Here is a 16367-nt window from a genome sequence, read left to right as displayed (position 1 = left end):
TAATACTTTTTATAGTAGGGGGGAATGATCAGTATCAGCTTTTGCTTATTCAATCACATGTTTTGTAAATTCAGTTAGATGAATCAATTTCATCATCGTGAGTGAGCCTTTGATTATTGAAATTTATCATTTGTGACCTTGATGCTTTTTTAGCGTTGTAAGTGACTTATTAGATAGTTATTGAGTTTTATTTGATCAGTTGTCGCTGTAAGTGATTGTAATCGAGATATTTTTAAGTTCCCGTCAATTAGCCTTACGTTAACGTAAAGTGTTACCTTGGGCGTTATAAGCTTGTTATTTTTGTATAAAATATAGGGTTTAGTTCATTTCGGTGCTAATTTAGATTGATGTGGAATATACATGCTCAAATAAAGCTATGTTGAGGGGTTGACAACAGGCAGGTAAAAAAGCAATTCTATTATTAATTCAAAACAAATACATAAAAATTAATCGAGTGTCATGATGAAAATCCAGTTCCACGTTGTAGCTACCATTATTACAACCACCACAATTAACATTGTGGGGGCGGGCTGAGTACACCCTAAAGATTTTTACAACAAGCCCGCTTCCCACAAAGAAGCGGGCTTTTTGTTTTCAGACTTAAAAATAATGATTTCAGGAATTAAATTTAACTTAGCGCTAGCGAGTCAAGGGAGTAGAAAATGAAAGTAATGAAATTTGGTGGGACTTCGTTAGCCAATTGGCAGCGTTTTTTGATGGCTGCGGATATCATAGAGCAATCTGCGCAGACAGAGTCAATTGCAACTGTGTTATCTGCTCCTGCGACTGTCACGAATGGATTGCTTGAGCTAGTTGATTTAGCTCAACGTGGTGAAGATTATTCAGCGGTATTGACGCATATTGAAACCGTGTTTAATGGTTTGTTTGAACAAGCTGCTGCTGAGTTAATTTCTCATGAACAAAAACATTTACTAGAAAATAAGTTAGCGAACCAGCTTGATGACTGGAATGACAAGCTAACAGGGATTAAGCTGCTTAATGAGTGTCCAGATCATGTGCAAGCGCAAGTGGTTGTTTCTGGTGAGCGTTTGTCTGCTGCGCTAATGGAACAAGTGATGTTGGCTAAGTCGTTAACCGCAGCACAATTTGATCCAACAAAGCTATTTTTAGCACACGGTAAAGCGTTAGAGTCAGTAGTCGATATCAGTGTCAGTAAGCCACGCTTTGCTGCGCTTCAGCTAGCTGATGCAAGAGTGTGGATCATGCCAGGGTTTACTGCAGCAAATGAACAGGGGAAAACGGTAACTTTAGGCCGCAATGGCTCTGACTATTCTGCTGCTGTGTTAGCTGCCTGTTTAGATGCATCAAGCTGTGAAATTTGGACCGATGTTGATGGCGTATACAATACAGATCCTCGTGTGGTGACGGACGCAAAACTACTTGAACAATTGAGTTATCAAGAAGCGATGGAGTTGTCATATTTTGGCGCTAAAGTACTTCACCCTAAGACTATCGCCCCCATTGCTCAATATCATATACCTTGTTATATCAAAAACAGTTTTAATCCTTCTGCACCAGGTACTTTGGTATCCAATGAGGTTGATAAAACCGGTTTACAAGTTAAGGCCATATCTAACCTTGATAACCAAACCATGTTTAACATTTCAGGCCCAGGCATGAAAGGCATGGTTGGTATGGCTAGCCGTACGCTTGAAGCCATCTCTCGAAGTGGTATTTCTGTCTCATTAATTACTCAAAGTTCATCTGAATACAGTATTAGCTTTTGTGTTAATACTGATGAAGCTGAAAAGGCTAAGCAAGCACTTGAACTTGAATTTGAATTAGAGATTCAATCTGAGTTATTAGAGCCAATTGAATTAAGACAAGACTTAGCTATTGTGTCATTAATTGGCGATGGCATGAAGACTCATAAGGGCGCTGCAGCGAAATTCTTCAGTGCACTGGCAAAGGCAAGCGTGAACATTGTTGCGATTGCACAGGGCTCTTCAGAGCGCTCAATTTCAACGGTAATTCAACAGCGAAAAACAAAACACGCCATTGCAGCTTGTCATCAAGCATTCTTTGATGTGCAGCAATACCTTGATGTGTTTTTAGTCGGTGCAGGTAATGTTGGCGCTGGTTTGTTAGAACAAATCAAACAACAAGCTGCGATGCTTAAAGAGCAACATATTACTATGCGTGTTTGTGGTATTGCCAACTCACGAAAAATGCTACTCAACAGTGATGGGGTTGATTTAGCTAATTGGCAGGCATTACTTGCAGATTGTGATACCCAATATGATTTAACTGAACTCTTTAATTGGGGCAAAGAGCAACAGTTGTTGAACCCTGTATTGGTTGACTGTACTTCAAGTGAACTGGTGTCAGACAGATATGTCGATGCTATGAATGCTGGTTTTCATGTGGTAACCCCTAACAAGAAAGCCAATACGCGTGATTATCAATATTACCAACAGCTTCGTACTACAGCACTATTACAGCGTCGCCAGTTTTTATATGAAACCACCGTAGGAGCAGGGCTCCCAGTTATCGATAATCTGAAAAAGCTCTTATATGCCGGTGATAAACTGCAACGTTTTAACGGTATTTTATCGGGTTCACTCTCTTACATCTTTGGTATGTTAGATGAAGGGATGAGTCTATCTGCTGCAACCTCAATAGCCCGCGAGAAATGCTTTACTGAGCCGGATCCTCGTGAAGATTTAAGCGGTATGGATGTCGCACGTAAAGTGCTGATCTTAGCTCGTGAAGTTGGCATGGAGTTAGAGCTTGAAGACATTAACGTAGAGTCCGTTTTACCTAGCTCATTCGATGATTCAGGTGATATTGACACCTTTATGAGCAACCTACCGAAATTGGACGCTGAAGTGAGCGCCCGTGTAGAAACGGCCAAAGCTGAAGGTAAGGTACTGCGTTATGTTGGTCAGATTGAGTCAGGAAAATGCTATGTCCGTATTGCAGAAGTCGATGCGACAGATCCCCTATACAGCGTCAAAGGTGGCGAGAATGCATTGGCATTTTACAGTCGTTATTATCAACCTATTCCATTTGTACTAAGAGGTTATGGCGCAGGAACAGATGTTACTGCTGCAGGTGCTTTTGCTGACGTGCTTAGAACACTCAACTGGACGCGTGAGGTGGGCTTATGAGCATAACGGTTTATGCGCCAGCCTCTATGGGCAATGTCGGGGTAGGTTATGACTTACTCGGCGCAGCACTCGCGCCAATTGATGGCAGCTTATTGGGTGACAGAGTGATGATTGAGGCTGCAGATTCTGGTGTTCATTATTCGCAAACAGGGCCATGGGCACATAAGTTACCTGAAGACGGTAAGCAAAATATTGTTTATCAATGTGCTGAATTTTTCCTAGAAAAGCTAAATAGCACTCAAGGTGTTGCTATTGGCTTAGAAAAAAACTTACCGGTTGGCAGTGGCTTAGGTTCGAGCGCAAGCTCAGTTGTCGCTGCGCTTTACGCACTCAACGAACATTTTGAACAACCATTTGATGAACAAGCTTTATTACTTCTAATGGGTGAGTTCGAGGGAATGATTTCTGGTAGTGTGCATTTTGATAATGTCGCGCCATGTTACTTGGGCGGTATGCAGTTAATGTTAAATACCCCTAAGCAAGTGTGCGCAACTATCCCAAGTTTTAAGCAGTGGTATTGGGTTGTCGCTTATCCTGGTATTTCATTATCTACCGCTAAAATGCGTGAACTATTACCAAGTCAATATGACAAATCAGTAGCAATTGATTTTGCACGTCATTTAAGTGCATTTGTGCATGCGAGCTATCAGCAAGATGCTGATTTGGCCATTGCAGTGCTTAAAGATGTCATGGCTGAACCTTATCGAGCAGAAGCTATTCCAGGTTACACAGATGCGCGTAGTGAGCTTGAAAAATTAGGCATGTTAACGACTGGCATCTCGGGTAGTGGCCCGACGTTATTCTCTGTGACTGACTCTCTTGAAACAGCCCAAGCTGCTCAAGTGTGGCTTGAGCAACATTATTTATCTGAGGCTGGTGGTTTTGCCCATGTCTGTAAACTGGATGAGTCTGGAACTCGTCGGGTTTAATACTGAATTATTTTATAAAGGCGTTCAAAATGGAATTATATAATTTAAAGCATCCTTCACAAGTCGTGAATTTCAGTGAAGCAGTACAGTTAGGACTAGGTAAAGAGAGAGGGTTATTTTTTCCTAAGTCTATTCCTGTGCTTGAAAATATGGACGAGTTATTGGCTCTCCCTTTTGCTGCACGAAGTAAGCGTATCCTAGGTGCTTGGCTTGCAAGTGAATTGGGGCAAGAAAGTGTAGATAAATTAGTTGAGCATGCGTTTACCTTTGATGCACCTCTAGTCAAAGCTGACGACAATCGTGCTTGTCTTGAGTTATTTCACGGCCCTACGTTAGCTTTTAAAGATTTCGGTGCCCGTTTTATGGCTCAGTGCGTTAATTTACTCGCAGGCGATAATAAGTTAACTATATTAACGGCAACTTCTGGCGATACTGGCGCTGCAGTTGCTGATGCTTTTTACGGTTTAGATGCCGTTCAAGTTGTTGTGATGTATCCCAAGGGTAAAATTAGTGAACTGCAAGAAAAGATGTTCACGACGTTAGGTAAGAATATCCACACTGTCGCTGTGACTTCTGATTTCGATGATTGCCAGACGTTAGTTAAACAAGCTTTTGATGATAGTGACATTCGTGATGGCTTGCATTTGAATTCTGCCAACTCTATTAATATCAGTCGCTTATTAGCGCAAATTTGTTATTACTTCGAAGCTGTTGCGCAAGCTAAACGTCATAGTGATGATGAAGTTGTTATATCAGTACCCAGTGGTAACTTTGGCAACTTAACCGCAGGTCTATTTGCAAAGGCAATGGGGTTACCGGTTAAGCGCTTTATTGCTGCCACTAACTCTAATGACACAGTACCGCGCTATTTAGCCGCAGGCGATTGGGCGCCAAATTCGACTGTAGCCACGATGTCAAACGCGATGGATGTTTCAGAACCATCAAACTGGCCACGTGTTGAGGCCATTTGTAAAGCAATGAATTGGCCCTTATCTTCAATCACAGGTTTAGCATTAACAGAAGCACAAACCTCTGCCGCGTTAGCTGAGTTATATCAATTAGGTTATCAATCAGAACCGCACGCAGCGATTGCAGCCCAAGCCTTATCAAGTGAACTTAAAGCTGGGGAAACCGGAATATTTTTAGGCACCGCACACCCTGCTAAATTTAAAGATGTGGTCGATGTGCAATTAAATATCAATCTGCCTTTACCCCCAGAGCTTGAAGCTGTGGTTGATAAACCTATTTTATCCGCACAAATAGCGGCTGATTTTGAACAACTTAAAACGCACTTATTTAAAACCTTAACTTAAAAAGGCTAAATTTGTGTGTAACTACAAAAGCACTTTTGGGTGCTTTTTTATTTTTAATATTTCTTTTTCTTTGTTTTAAATGGCTTTTTTGAAAAATTTCTATTTTATGATCTTCGTCATAACATCATCAATACCACTAGTGTAGATTGAATATATTCAATGTTTGCTTAATCTTTATACATGAGGGAATGGTGATAATGGATAAGATGATACTGAAAAGGCTTATGAATGATCATAAGCATATTGCTATCTTACTTGATGTATTAGCGAAGAAAAACATCAAACTTTCTGAAGGAGAAGCGGTTAATTTTGCGCTTATCAGAGATGTTGTCGAATATATGCAAGTTTATGCTGAGCATAGTCATCATCCTTTAGAAGACATTACGTATGATTACTTTGTAAAAAAGTTTTCTAGTCCATGTAATACACAATTACACGAAGAGCATAGCCGCCTCGCAGAGTATTCTGGCGCGTTAATGTATAGTTTGAATTTAATCTTATCAGACGTAGTCATTTCAAGAGAAAAACTGGTGACTGACCTGCAGGCTTATGTAGAAATTCAACAAAAGCATATGCAGTATGAAGAAACAGAGTTATTTCCTTTGTTCGCTAAACAACTGAAAGAAGAAGACTGGCTAAAGATTAAGTCACAATGCGATAAACAATTAGTCGAAGATCCGTTATTTAGTGATAATGACGAGACGATATTTGATGAGCTTAGAGAGCATATCTTTCATGCTGATAAAAGTTAATTTAACAATTTCGATACAAAAAGAGCGCCTAAGGCGCTCTTTTTTTACTTCTATAACTGAATAAATATGCAGTTAGTTGTTTATGCCTAAAGTGGCATAGTTTCAAAGTCAAAATCAAAACTTGTATCAATGTCTTGAAGTTCTTTTAGTAGACGCTGCTTGTCCTTTAACGCTTCTATCTCCCGCCATTTACGTTTTTTGTTCGAGCTTTTTGAGCGAGTTGGTCTTTCAACAACTTGGTCTAGCGCACCACCATAGTCTAATCGATCCATGGTAAACCTCCCTTGTTATTATGATGTCTCTATGCAAATAAGTATCATATTTCTTCGCTATAGTGCAATAGTTATGTTTCATTATTGTTAAGGGGGTCTGACGGTTTAATGAAGCTGGACTGGATAAAATAGTGACATCTGCTACCGACTTGTATGAACCACATACAAAAAAGCCAGCTTGCGCTGGCTTTTTTAGTGTTTATATCTGACCTTGTCGATATAAATTAATTAATGCATTACTGGAAGAATCTAGTTCGGAAGCGTCATTTTCAGCGCCAATCCGATCAAGTACATCATTGCCTAGCAACTTACCGAGCTCTACACCCCATTGGTCAAATGAGTTTATTTGCCATATAGCGCCCTGTACGAAGGTTCTGTGCTCATAAAGTGCGATGAGTGAACCTAAGGTGCTCGGAGTCAATTTATCCATTAATAAGGTGTTACTTGGCTTATTGCCCGTCATCACTTTATGTTTAGAGATAAGTGCTTTTTCACTATCAGGTAAATGCTTACCTGATAACTCAGCCAATGCTTCATCAAATGTGCGTCCTTGCATTAATGCTTGAGTTTGCCCAAAACAATTAGAAGCAAGCTGGTTGTGATGCTCGCCTAATGGATTGTGACTTTGCAAAGGCATAATGAAATCAGCTGGAATTAATGCAGTACCTTGATGCAATAATTGATGATAAGCATGTTGACCATTGGTTCCTTCACCGCCCCAAATTACGGGACCTGTGCTGAAGTCAACTTCAGTGCCATCTAACATGACTGATTTACCGTTACTTTCCATATCAAGTTGCTGGAAGTAAGCTGGTAAGCCACGCAAATAGTGATCGTAAGTGAGTACAACATGAGATTGAGCATGATGAAAGTTACCATATAGCACAGACAGCATGCCCATGATCACTGGCATATTTTGCTCAAATGGGGCGTTGGCAAAGTGGTTATCCATCTGGTGGGCACCATCAAGCAGTTGCTTAAAGTTATCCATACCTACTAGTAGTGCGATGGGTAATCCGATTGCAGACCATAATGAATAGCGACCGCCAACCCAATCCCACATAGGGAAAATGTTACTCGCGTCAATACCAAAGTCAGTTGCTTTAACGACATTTGAAGTGACTGCAACAAAGTGCTTGGCTACATCTGCTTGAGAGCCACCATTTGCAAGGAACCAGTCTTTTGCACTCAGAGTGTTGGTTAAAGTCTCTTGTGTGCCAAACGACTTTGAAGACATCACGAACAAAGTTGTTTCGGCATCTAAAAGTTTAAGCTTTTCACATATAGAGCTTGCATCAACATTGGCGACAAAATGACAATTTAGGCCCTTAACCCAATATGGGCGAAGTGCTTGAGAGACAATTTTGGGCCCTAAAAAAGAACCACCAATACCAATACTGACGATATCAGTAATGGTTTTTCCGGTATGTCCTTTCCAGTGACCTTGTTGAACGGATTCAACAAATTGTGTCATTTTGGCTAAGGTCTGTTGCACTTCAGGAACAATATTACAGCCTTCAGCCATAATGACTTGCTCAGGCTTGCTGCGAAGTGCGGTATGCAATACCGCGCGTCCTTCAGTATTATTAATAATATCGCCGTTAAACATTGCTGTAATTTTATCACTTAAGTTTACTTCTTCAGCTAACTTAAACAGCAAGGTAAGGGTTTCATCATTAACGCGGTTTTTAGAGTAATCTAATAGTAAACCGCAGTCTTTAACACTAAGTTGCTCAAACCTTGAAGGGTTTTGAGCAAACAGTTCGCGCATATGTGGTAATGCTGCTGCATTTTGAGATAACTGCTGCCAGGTATTACTCTGCGTTAAATGTGTCATGCAAATCACTCCATTGAATTTGGATTTAGCCAAGTTTCTCGTTTAACATGACCTCTAGTTTTCCTTGGTCAATAGCAAAGTTACGTATACCTTCAGCAAGTTTATCCACTGCCATAGGGTCTTGGTTATACTCCCAGCGGAACTCAGCTTCAGTCAGCGGTGTTGGCGCTGCTTCAACTGAAGTTGCAGTTGTTAGCTTTTGAGTAATCGCTACGTCGCTGTTAGCTAATTCTTCTAGTAATGCAGGGCCAATCGTTAAACGATCGCAACCTGCAAGCTCAATGATCTCGCCGATATTACGGAAGCTTGCGCCCATAACAACAGTGTTATAACCATGACGTTTGTAGTAGTTGTAGATTTCAGTTACTGATACAACACCAGGGTCTGTTTCTGCAGTGTAATCAAGACCTGTGTCTTTTTTGTACCAATCTAAGATACGACCTACAAACGGTGAAATAAGGTAAACACCGGCTTCAGCACAAGCTCGAGCTTGAGCAAAGCTAAATAATAATGTCAGGTTACAGTTGATACCTTCTTGCTCAAGCTGCTTAGCGGCGCAAATGCCTTCCCAGGTTGAAGCAAGCTTAATCAGAATGCGAGATTTATCGATACCCGCTTCTTTATAAAGCTGGATAAGTTTATGTGCTTTTTCAATTGAGCCCGCTTTATCAAATGAAAGACGTGCATCAACTTCTGTTGAGATACGACCAGGAACAATTTTTAAAATTTCTACGCCGATATTGACTGCTAATTTATCGCCTGCATCTTCTACTTGTTGTGCAACATCATTTGACTGAGCTTTAGCCCAAGCAATTGCATCATCAATGAGCGGTGCGTATTCAGGAATTTGTGCAGCTTTTAAAATCAGAGAAGGGTTGGTGGTTGCATCTTCAGGTTGGTAACGTTTAATTGCTTCGATGTCGCCAGTGTCTGCAACGATGGTTGTCAGTGCTTTAAGTTGAGCTAACGTGTTCGCCATGGAAATTTCCCTCTCAAGTAACAAAGTTATTTTGTTCAATGCGGATATTAGATGCGATTTTACTGTATTTTCCAATACAATTTGTAAAAAAATTACATAAAAAATGCCATTCAGAGCGATTTAAAAGTAAAACATGTCATTTAATACCTGAATTTATTGGTAGTAAAGCCAATTTACTAATGTATAAAGCCAATTTAACTTAGTAAATATAAAGAGTTACCATTTTTTATTTGTATGATGAAAGTTTTAAAATAAAAAAGTCGCTGTAAGCAGCGACTTTTTAATCTAGTACCACAGTTCTGTGATTATTTTAGTACAGGGCGTTTCTCTGCACCACTAACAACAGCGTCAATACGACGGTTTTGCTTGTTAGCTTCTGCAGATGTTCCTTCCATTAATGGATTATCCTCACCAAAACCAACAGCTTTTAAACGGCTTGCATCAATGCCATATTTATTAACTAGTGCATCAACAACAGCTTGAGCACGTTGTTCTGATAAGTTCATATTGTAATCAGCGTTACCTACAAGTGAAGCATGACCTTCAATTACAGCTGTAGTATGTTGATTTTCTTTTAAGTATTTCGCGCCTTTCTCAAGACGATCGTATGATTCAGGTTTCAATACTGCAGAATCGTTGTCGAAATATACACCTTCCATGCGTGAAGAAATTGGGGCATCTTCATAGATAGTACATCCTTGCGCATCGACCTTATGAGTCGACGGCGTATCAGGACACATGTCTTTGTCATCAGTAACACCATCATTATCAGAATCGATTGGTGCAGCAACAACTGCTGCTACAGCAACAGGTGCGACAACAGCCGCTGGCTTTTCAGTGCCAAAGCGGTAGCTAAGCTCAAGTCCCCAGTAGTTACTTTCCATATCTAAGGTATTGTACTTGTCGTCATCAAGGTTTTCATAACGACGGTATTTCGCTTGTAACTTTAAGTTTTCAGTAAAGTTATAACCAACACCGACACCCACGTATGGAGCAATACCACTGTCACTGTAGTACTCTGTGTTGTAGTTCTTTTTATTTGAAATTAGGTAGTTCATTGCACCAGCTTCTGCTGATAAACTCCACTTTTCTGCAATTGGCATAAACGCCGCTAAACCTAATGTCATGCCTCTAGCGCCGACATCATTACGTTTATTACTATAATCAGTCCATTCAGCTCGGCCTAGGTCACGGTAGCCAAGCTCAACACCAAAGTAATCATTGAATAAATAACCACCGAAAACATCCCATGCATATGGGTCATCTTCGCCACAAATTTTCATTGTTTTAAGGTCACAGTTAGGCTCGTAGTTATTGATACCTAAACCACCACCAACGTACCACGGCGTTAACTCTTGCTCTGCAACAGCAGCAAAAGGTAACAGTGAGGTGAGTAATACTACTTTTAATGTGTTCTTCATCATGTATAAGTCCATTGTTATGTTACTTCACCAAAACACATGTAAATGAGTTGTTTATGACATGTGCCGCCGACGCTTATGTGGTGTTCCTATTATGTTTTTGTCAGCAGCGTAATTATCGTCGTAAATTCAATGGTTTTCCATAGTAAAAAAGCATAATGTTGTAATTTGTAGTGAATTATATTGCTTGCTTGTTGTGATTGTTGTGCTATGTCAAAATCGTATTCTCTCATTTTTTACTGATATTTTTATTGATTCACATAAATTTGAGGTCTTTAAAAGCAATCACAAAAAAAAGCGCCCTTAGGCGCTTTCGTGAGTTGTTTAAATAGAAATGGGTAGTTAACGGGTCCAAACCCAGTTTTCAATTTCTTTAGGGTCAACACCGTTAGCTTTGATGTAGTTACGGTGTTCAACTAATCGCTGCAGCATGTCTGTGGTGATAGCCACGTGCTGTGTTTCATCTATTACACCTTGTTGGAACAGCTTATAGGCCATATCAATCACTAAATGGTAGCGTGATGTGCCATTACGAACGCCCATATCAAATGGCGTTGTCGTTGAACCTTCTTCTTCATAACCTTTAATTCTGAAACGGCGGCTACCTTTATAATCAAAGACCAATTTCTTAATTGTATTTGGGTAACCATGGTAGTTAAATACTACGCCTTTATCTTCAGTAAAGATTTCGTCCATCATCCAAGGTTTATTTTGGAATGCTCTACTGCCTAAGCCATTACTATTTAATTCGGTAACGCTAACAAAGCGGATCCGCACTCTTGGTAATAGTTCTCGGATGAGTACCAGTGATGCCATACATTCTTGGGTGACGTAATCACCACAACCAGCAAGCACGACATCCGGGTTTTCATCTGAAGCGAAATCCCAAACCATTACACCATCTTCAGTTTGTTTACGTGACTCATCAAGTGACAACCATTGAGGTAAGTCTTTTTTACCTGCGACTAAAATATTCAATTTATCGCGGTCTTCATAAGCACGTTCTGTATAGGTAAGTGTAGTATTACCATCTGCAGGTAAATAAGCAGAGATAATGTCAGGGTGCTTTTCTAACATTGCCCCTAAGAAAGAAGGGTTTTGATGAGAGTAGCCATTGTGATCTTGACGCTCTAGTAATGAAGACAGTACCACATTACAAGAAGGTACAGGTTTACGGAAGTGCACTCCTTGGCTTGCATATACATATTTACAGTATTGGTCTGCCATTGATGAAACGACTTGTGAGAAAGCTTCATAGGTCGGGAACATTGCATGACGACCTGTGACAGTGTAACCATGCATCATCCCAAAGAGTAAGTTCTCTGAGAGTAGCTCAATCACACGACCGTCGCGAGCCATGTCTTGATCCCAGCTCTTGATTGGCCATTGCCAAGCACGATCTGTTTCTTCGAAGACCGCTTGCAACTGGTTAGAGTATGTTTCATCTGGGCTAAAGATACGTAGGTTACGTTGGTCGCGATTTAATTTGAATGCATCACGCATCCATTCACCCATTTTATACATTGAAACACCGCGAGAACCACGAGGCGTCTCAGGGCCATAGCTGAGCTTTTTAAGATCTGGTTGCGCAAGCGCGCGTACAATTTCGCCGCCGTAGCTCAAATGCTGACGGCCACAACAAAGATGTTTAGGTGGGATCAGAGATTGAATGTCTTTATCAAAGGTAATTTCACCTTCAGCGTTGATGTCACACAACTCGTCAAATTTGTAGCTGTCTAACCACTCGTTTAACGCGGTTAAATGACTAGGGTCAGTTGCACATTTATTAACGATAACTTGATGTGACTCGCAGTTGCCTTCAAGTTTTTTGCCGCCATGTTCAGCGGTACCCGTCCAACCTTTGGCTGTACGCATTAAAATCACTGGCCAGCGGGGTTTACATACATCTTCACCATTTCTAGCACGAGTTTGAATGTCATTGATCATCTCGTAAGAAAGGTCCATGGCTTTGGCCATTTGTTCAAATACGTCTTCTTCAAGTTCATCATCAACAATAATAGGATGGTAACCTAAACCACGAAATTCTAAATCCAGTTCTTCATGATCCATGCGACCCATGCGAGTCGGACCAGAGATCTTATAACCATTAATATGGACAATAGGAAGTACAGCACCATTGGTAGCGGGATCGACTAAACGGTTTGCATACCAAGATGCTGCAAGAGGGCCTGTTTCTGATTCGCCATCACCGACGAGACAAGCAGCAATTAAATTAGGGTTATCAAGCACAGCGCCCCAAGCAACTGACAACGAGTAACCTAATTCACCACCTTCAAGTATTTGACCTGGTGCTTCAGGGTTTGCATGAGAAGGGTAGCCGTAAGCAGCAGAGAACTTTTTACAGATGTCTTCGATCCCAGCTTCATTATATGGAATTGTTTCTGGGTAAAAGTGGCTTAATGAACCTTCTACAAACAAGTTTGCCTGAACTGCTGGAAAACCATGACCTGGACCGACAAGATAAATGAAATCTCTTTGATGTTTTACAATAAGTCGATTGACGTTGGCATAGACAAAGTTGATACCAGGGCATGTGCCCCAATGGCCAAGTAGTCGTGGTTTGATGTCTTCGTGTTTCAAATCTCTTTTAAATAATACATTTTGTTTTAGGTAGATTTGAGAAGTAGCGAGGAAATTTGTAGCTCGAACAAATTTCTTTAGCGACGTGATTTCATTTGCATGCGTCATATTGACCTCAATGTGTAAAGTAAAATTCATTTAACCTTTAATGAGAACACTGTATTCTTTAAATCGTTGCAATAATGTGGTCTTTGTCTAAGTTTTTATTAAATGTTTTTATTAAAAAAATGGGCGCAGGTTGATTTAGTGTTAATTCTTTTAAGCTTCAGGACCTAAGAATGTTATTTGTGATGAGGGGAAAGGTGAGTAATTAGATAAATGTGATAAAGATCACCTGACGGTTCAGATCATCTATGCTAGTTTTTTGCTCCGAAAAAATCGGAGATAATGAATTGAGAAAGTTTGCTAGGCATTCGTGCTTAAAAAAAGTAAAGTTAACTCGATCAAATCCTAAATAATAAATAACTAATATTTTCGCTCACTGAAACTCAATCTAGGCAGCTAGCCTGAAAAGGGCTGTTGACATAGACCTTGAGTGTTTTTATTAAAATAATACGATAATTTTATTTTGTCTGAAGCTATAAGCCATTGGGGTAATTAACTACAGGCTGACTTCCTGCAAAATAAAGTTATTCCAAGGAATAAATAAAGCAATGGCAATGTTAGAAACGATTGTGAATTTCATGAACGATTTACTCTGGGGTAAATTGTTAGTTTACGGGCTAGTTGGTGCAGGTTTATTTTTCACTGTGCGTCTTGGCTTTATCCAAATTGCGCATTTTACACACGGCCTCAAGATCCTCGCGATCAGCCGTCGTCCAGGCCGTCATGGTCTATCTTCTTTCCAAGTCTTTTGTACCAGTATGGCTGCCCGTGTCGGTGCCGGTAACATGGCAGGTGTTGCTGTAGCGATTGGTATGGCAGGCCCTGGTGCAGTGTTCTGGATGTGGGCAATTGCCGTGTTGGGTATGGCAACCGCGATGATCGAATCCACTTTAGCGCAGGTTTATAAAGTGAAAGATTCAGACGGACAATACCGTGGCGGTCCTTCTTACTACATGGAGAAGGGCCTAGGTCAACGTTGGATGGGGATTTTGTTCTCAATCTTGTTGATTATCTGTTTTGGTCTTGTCTTCAATGCGGTACAAGCGAATACAATTACTGGCGCAATGACTGCGGTATTTGGCTTTGAACCTGTCTATGTAGGTATTGCCATTGCGTTATTTAGTGGCGTTGTGATTATGGGCGGCCTTAAGAAGGTTGCTAAAGTTTCTGAAGTTATCGTGCCAATTATGGCTGTAGCTTACATTGCTATCGCATTGGTTGTTGTATTAATGAACATTGAGCAATTACCAGCTGTCTTTACATTAGTGATTAAGAGCGCATTTGGCTGGCAAGAAGCAGCTGGTGGCGCGGTTGCCTACAGTATTGCTCAAGCGATGCAAGCGGGTATTGCACGTGGTTTATTCTCAAATGAAGCGGGTATGGGTAGTGCAGCAAATATTGCAGCGAGTGCTTCACCAAATCCAAATCACCCAGCATCGCAAGGTTATATGCAAATGATGGGTGTTTTCTTTGACACTATCGTGATTTGTACTGCAACTGCGGCGATTATTTTATTGTCTGGCGATGCTGCTGGTAGTGGCGATGGTATTGAGATGACAATTAATGCGTTATCTTCTCATGTTGGTGATTGGGGCGGTGCATTCATTGCTTTTGCTATTTTACTATTCTGTTTCACTTCTATTATTGCTAACTACTCTTACGCTGAAACTAACGTAATGTTCCTTTCAGGTAATAAAAAAGGTGCTTTACCGTTATTCCGTTTAGCAGTTTTAGGTATGGTAATGTTTGGTGCTATTGCGAAAATTAATATCGTATGGAACCTAGCTGATGTATCTATGGGCTTAATGGCATTAGTTAACATGATTGCATTGTTACTATTATCAGGACTTGCTGTGCGAGTGATTAATGATTACCGCCAACAGGTTAAAGCGGGTGAAGAGCCGGTGTTTGATACAGACAAGTTCCCTGAACTTGCTGATCAACTTGAAGATGGTATCTGGAAAAATAAGCCAGTTGAATCTGATAAGTAACTAATATTTTCTGAAGAGGGTGCTTAATTTCTGAGTATTCAGTTAACTAAAGTAAAACTCTATTAGAACAATCTAAAAAACCATGCATATATTGCATGGTTTTTTTTATTGAGCCCAGTATCATAGAGAGCATTAAAGTTAAATACTGTATGGCTTAATAGGATAGTTAACGATGTTAGTATTAGTTTCTCCTGCAAAAACATTAGATTTCGAAACCACGGCTAAAACCACGTCATTTACTCAACCCACTTTATTAGATCATAGTCAGCAATTGATTAAGGTTTGTCGTGAGCTTACACCAATGGATATTGCTTCATTAATGAAAGTAAGCGATAAAATAGCAGGCTTAAATGCGGCTAGATTCAGTGAGTGGCAACCTAATTTCACTCTTGAAAATGCAAAACAAGCCATGTTTGCTTTTAGAGGTGATGTGTATACCGGACTTGATGCCGATTCTATGTCGGAACAACAAGTTGAAAAAGCTCAAAACCATCTGCGAATCCTGTCTGGGCTTTATGGATTATTAAAGCCGCTTGATTTGATGCAAGCTTACCGCTTAGAAATGGGCACAAGTTTAACTAACCCTAAAGGCAAAAACCTCTACGCCTTTTGGGGAGACATCATAACAGATGAAATAAATGCTGCTGTTAATGAGCAAGCTGATGACATTATTGTAAATTTAGCATCGAATGAGTACTTTAAAGCGGTTAAACCAAAGCAACTGAAGGCAAGCTTAATTACTCCAGCTTTTAAAGATTGTAAAAATGGTCAATATAAAGTCATTAGCTTTTACGCTAAAAAAGCCCGTGGTTTAATGGCGAGGTATTTGATTGATAATGACATTAACACATTAGCAGGGATCCAGAAGTTTGATGCTGATGGTTATTACTTTAGTGAAGAATTATCTACACCAGCTGCACCTGTGTTTTTACGTGAAGAAAGAACGTAACTTCAACGATCTTGATTAAGTAAATTTATAATTAGCTATGTGTTTTGGGCTAATGTGGTGTTAAACAAAAAGCAGCTAATTAGCTGC

At 40.2% G+C, this 16367-nt stretch carries 11 protein-coding genes; 6 read left to right on the top strand and 5 right to left on the bottom strand.

The features are described 5' to 3' along the window. The first annotated feature begins 662 nt into the window (after positions 1 to 662). From thrA to AB4153_RS12445, 4 genes are all read left to right on the top strand, one after another. Positions 663 to 3131, top strand: a complete 2469-nt coding sequence (gene thrA, locus AB4153_RS12460) for a bifunctional aspartate kinase/homoserine dehydrogenase I (protein WP_102529673.1) — start codon at positions 663 to 665, stop codon at positions 3129 to 3131. Further along, positions 3128 to 4060, top strand: coding sequence for a homoserine kinase (thrB, locus tag AB4153_RS12455; protein ID WP_102529672.1), 933 nt, complete (start codon positions 3128 to 3130; stop codon positions 4058 to 4060). The genes thrA and thrB overlap by 4 nt, the downstream gene beginning before the upstream one ends. 29 nt (positions 4061 to 4089) lie before the next feature. Continuing rightward, positions 4090 to 5373 carry a threonine synthase gene (thrC, locus tag AB4153_RS12450; protein ID WP_102529671.1) on the top strand — a complete coding sequence of 428 codons (1284 nt, stop codon included), beginning with the start codon at positions 4090 to 4092 and terminating at the stop codon, positions 5371 to 5373. A gap of 209 nt (positions 5374 to 5582) precedes the next feature. After that, positions 5583 to 6125: a hemerythrin domain-containing protein gene (locus tag AB4153_RS12445; RefSeq protein WP_229368153.1), complete on the top strand. Its 543-nt coding sequence runs from the start codon at positions 5583 to 5585 to the stop codon at positions 6123 to 6125. An 86-nt stretch (positions 6126 to 6211) separates the two neighbouring features. On the opposite strand, the gene AB4153_RS12440 is transcribed toward AB4153_RS12445, so the two are convergent. The 5 genes from AB4153_RS12440 to AB4153_RS12420 all read right to left on the bottom strand — a co-directional run bounded on the left by AB4153_RS12440 (position 6212) and on the right by AB4153_RS12420 (position 13343). After that, positions 6212 to 6397, bottom strand: a complete 186-nt coding sequence (locus AB4153_RS12440) for a DUF3545 family protein (protein ID WP_055025622.1) — start codon at positions 6395 to 6397, stop codon at positions 6212 to 6214. A 199-nt stretch (positions 6398 to 6596) separates the two neighbouring features. After that, on the bottom strand, positions 6597 to 8234 hold the full coding sequence (gene pgi / locus AB4153_RS12435) for a glucose-6-phosphate isomerase (RefSeq protein WP_371997660.1): 1638 nt from the start codon (positions 8232 to 8234) through the stop codon (positions 6597 to 6599). A gap of 25 nt (positions 8235 to 8259) precedes the next feature. Then, positions 8260 to 9213 (bottom strand): transaldolase, encoded by a 954-nt coding sequence (tal, locus tag AB4153_RS12430; protein ID WP_229367740.1) that lies wholly within the window; start codon positions 9211 to 9213, stop codon positions 8260 to 8262. 305 nt (positions 9214 to 9518) lie between these two features. After that, complete coding sequence (locus tag AB4153_RS12425) at positions 9519 to 10637, bottom strand: OmpA family protein (RefSeq protein WP_248954540.1); 1119 nt, start codon at positions 10635 to 10637, stop codon at positions 9519 to 9521. Between the two features lie 339 nt (positions 10638 to 10976). Next, on the bottom strand, positions 10977 to 13343 hold the full coding sequence (locus tag AB4153_RS12420) for a phosphoketolase family protein (protein ID WP_102529785.1): 2367 nt from the start codon (positions 13341 to 13343) through the stop codon (positions 10977 to 10979). 551 nt (positions 13344 to 13894) lie between these two features. Between AB4153_RS12420 and AB4153_RS12415 the strand changes: the two genes are divergently transcribed. Beyond that, the gene (locus AB4153_RS12415; protein WP_229368150.1) at positions 13895 to 15331 is read left to right on the top strand and encodes a sodium:alanine symporter family protein; all 1437 of its coding nucleotides are present in this window, start codon (positions 13895 to 13897) and stop codon (positions 15329 to 15331) included. A gap of 172 nt (positions 15332 to 15503) precedes the next feature. Further along, positions 15504 to 16280 carry a peroxide stress protein YaaA gene (yaaA, locus tag AB4153_RS12410; RefSeq protein ID WP_248954541.1) on the top strand — a complete coding sequence of 259 codons (777 nt, stop codon included), beginning with the start codon at positions 15504 to 15506 and terminating at the stop codon, positions 16278 to 16280. Positions 16281 to 16367: the final 87 nt, after the last annotated feature.

Origin of the sequence: Shewanella sp. 10N.286.52.E4 (assembly GCF_041468785.1) — a bacterium.
Lineage (GTDB): Bacteria > Pseudomonadota > Gammaproteobacteria > Enterobacterales > Shewanellaceae > Shewanella > Shewanella electrodiphila.
This window is presented reverse-complemented; position numbering and strand designations above follow the sequence as displayed.

What these genes read in the sequence shown, in the direction of transcription:
- thrA (WP_102529673.1), top strand. Translation starts at nt 663, where the DNA reads ATGAAAGTAATGAAATTTGGTGGGACTTCGTTAGCCAATTGGCAGCGT.
- thrB (WP_102529672.1), top strand. Translation starts at nt 3,128, where the DNA reads ATGAGCATAACGGTTTATGCGCCAGCCTCTATGGGCAATGTCGGGGTA.
- thrC (WP_102529671.1), top strand. Translation starts at nt 4,090, where the DNA reads ATGGAATTATATAATTTAAAGCATCCTTCACAAGTCGTGAATTTCAGT.
- AB4153_RS12440 (WP_055025622.1), bottom strand. Translation starts at nt 6,397, where the DNA reads ATGGATCGATTAGACTATGGTGGTGCGCTAGACCAAGTTGTTGAAAGA.
- pgi (WP_371997660.1), bottom strand. Translation starts at nt 8,234, where the DNA reads ATGACACATTTAACGCAGAGTAATACCTGGCAGCAGTTATCTCAAAAT.
- tal (WP_229367740.1), bottom strand. Translation starts at nt 9,213, where the DNA reads ATGGCGAACACGTTAGCTCAACTTAAAGCACTGACAACCATCGTTGCA.
- AB4153_RS12425 (WP_248954540.1), bottom strand. Translation starts at nt 10,637, where the DNA reads ATGATGAAGAACACATTAAAAGTAGTATTACTCACCTCACTGTTACCT.
- AB4153_RS12420 (WP_102529785.1), bottom strand. Translation starts at nt 13,343, where the DNA reads ATGACGCATGCAAATGAAATCACGTCGCTAAAGAAATTTGTTCGAGCT.
- AB4153_RS12415 (WP_229368150.1), top strand. Translation starts at nt 13,895, where the DNA reads ATGTTAGAAACGATTGTGAATTTCATGAACGATTTACTCTGGGGTAAA.
- yaaA (WP_248954541.1), top strand. Translation starts at nt 15,504, where the DNA reads ATGTTAGTATTAGTTTCTCCTGCAAAAACATTAGATTTCGAAACCACG.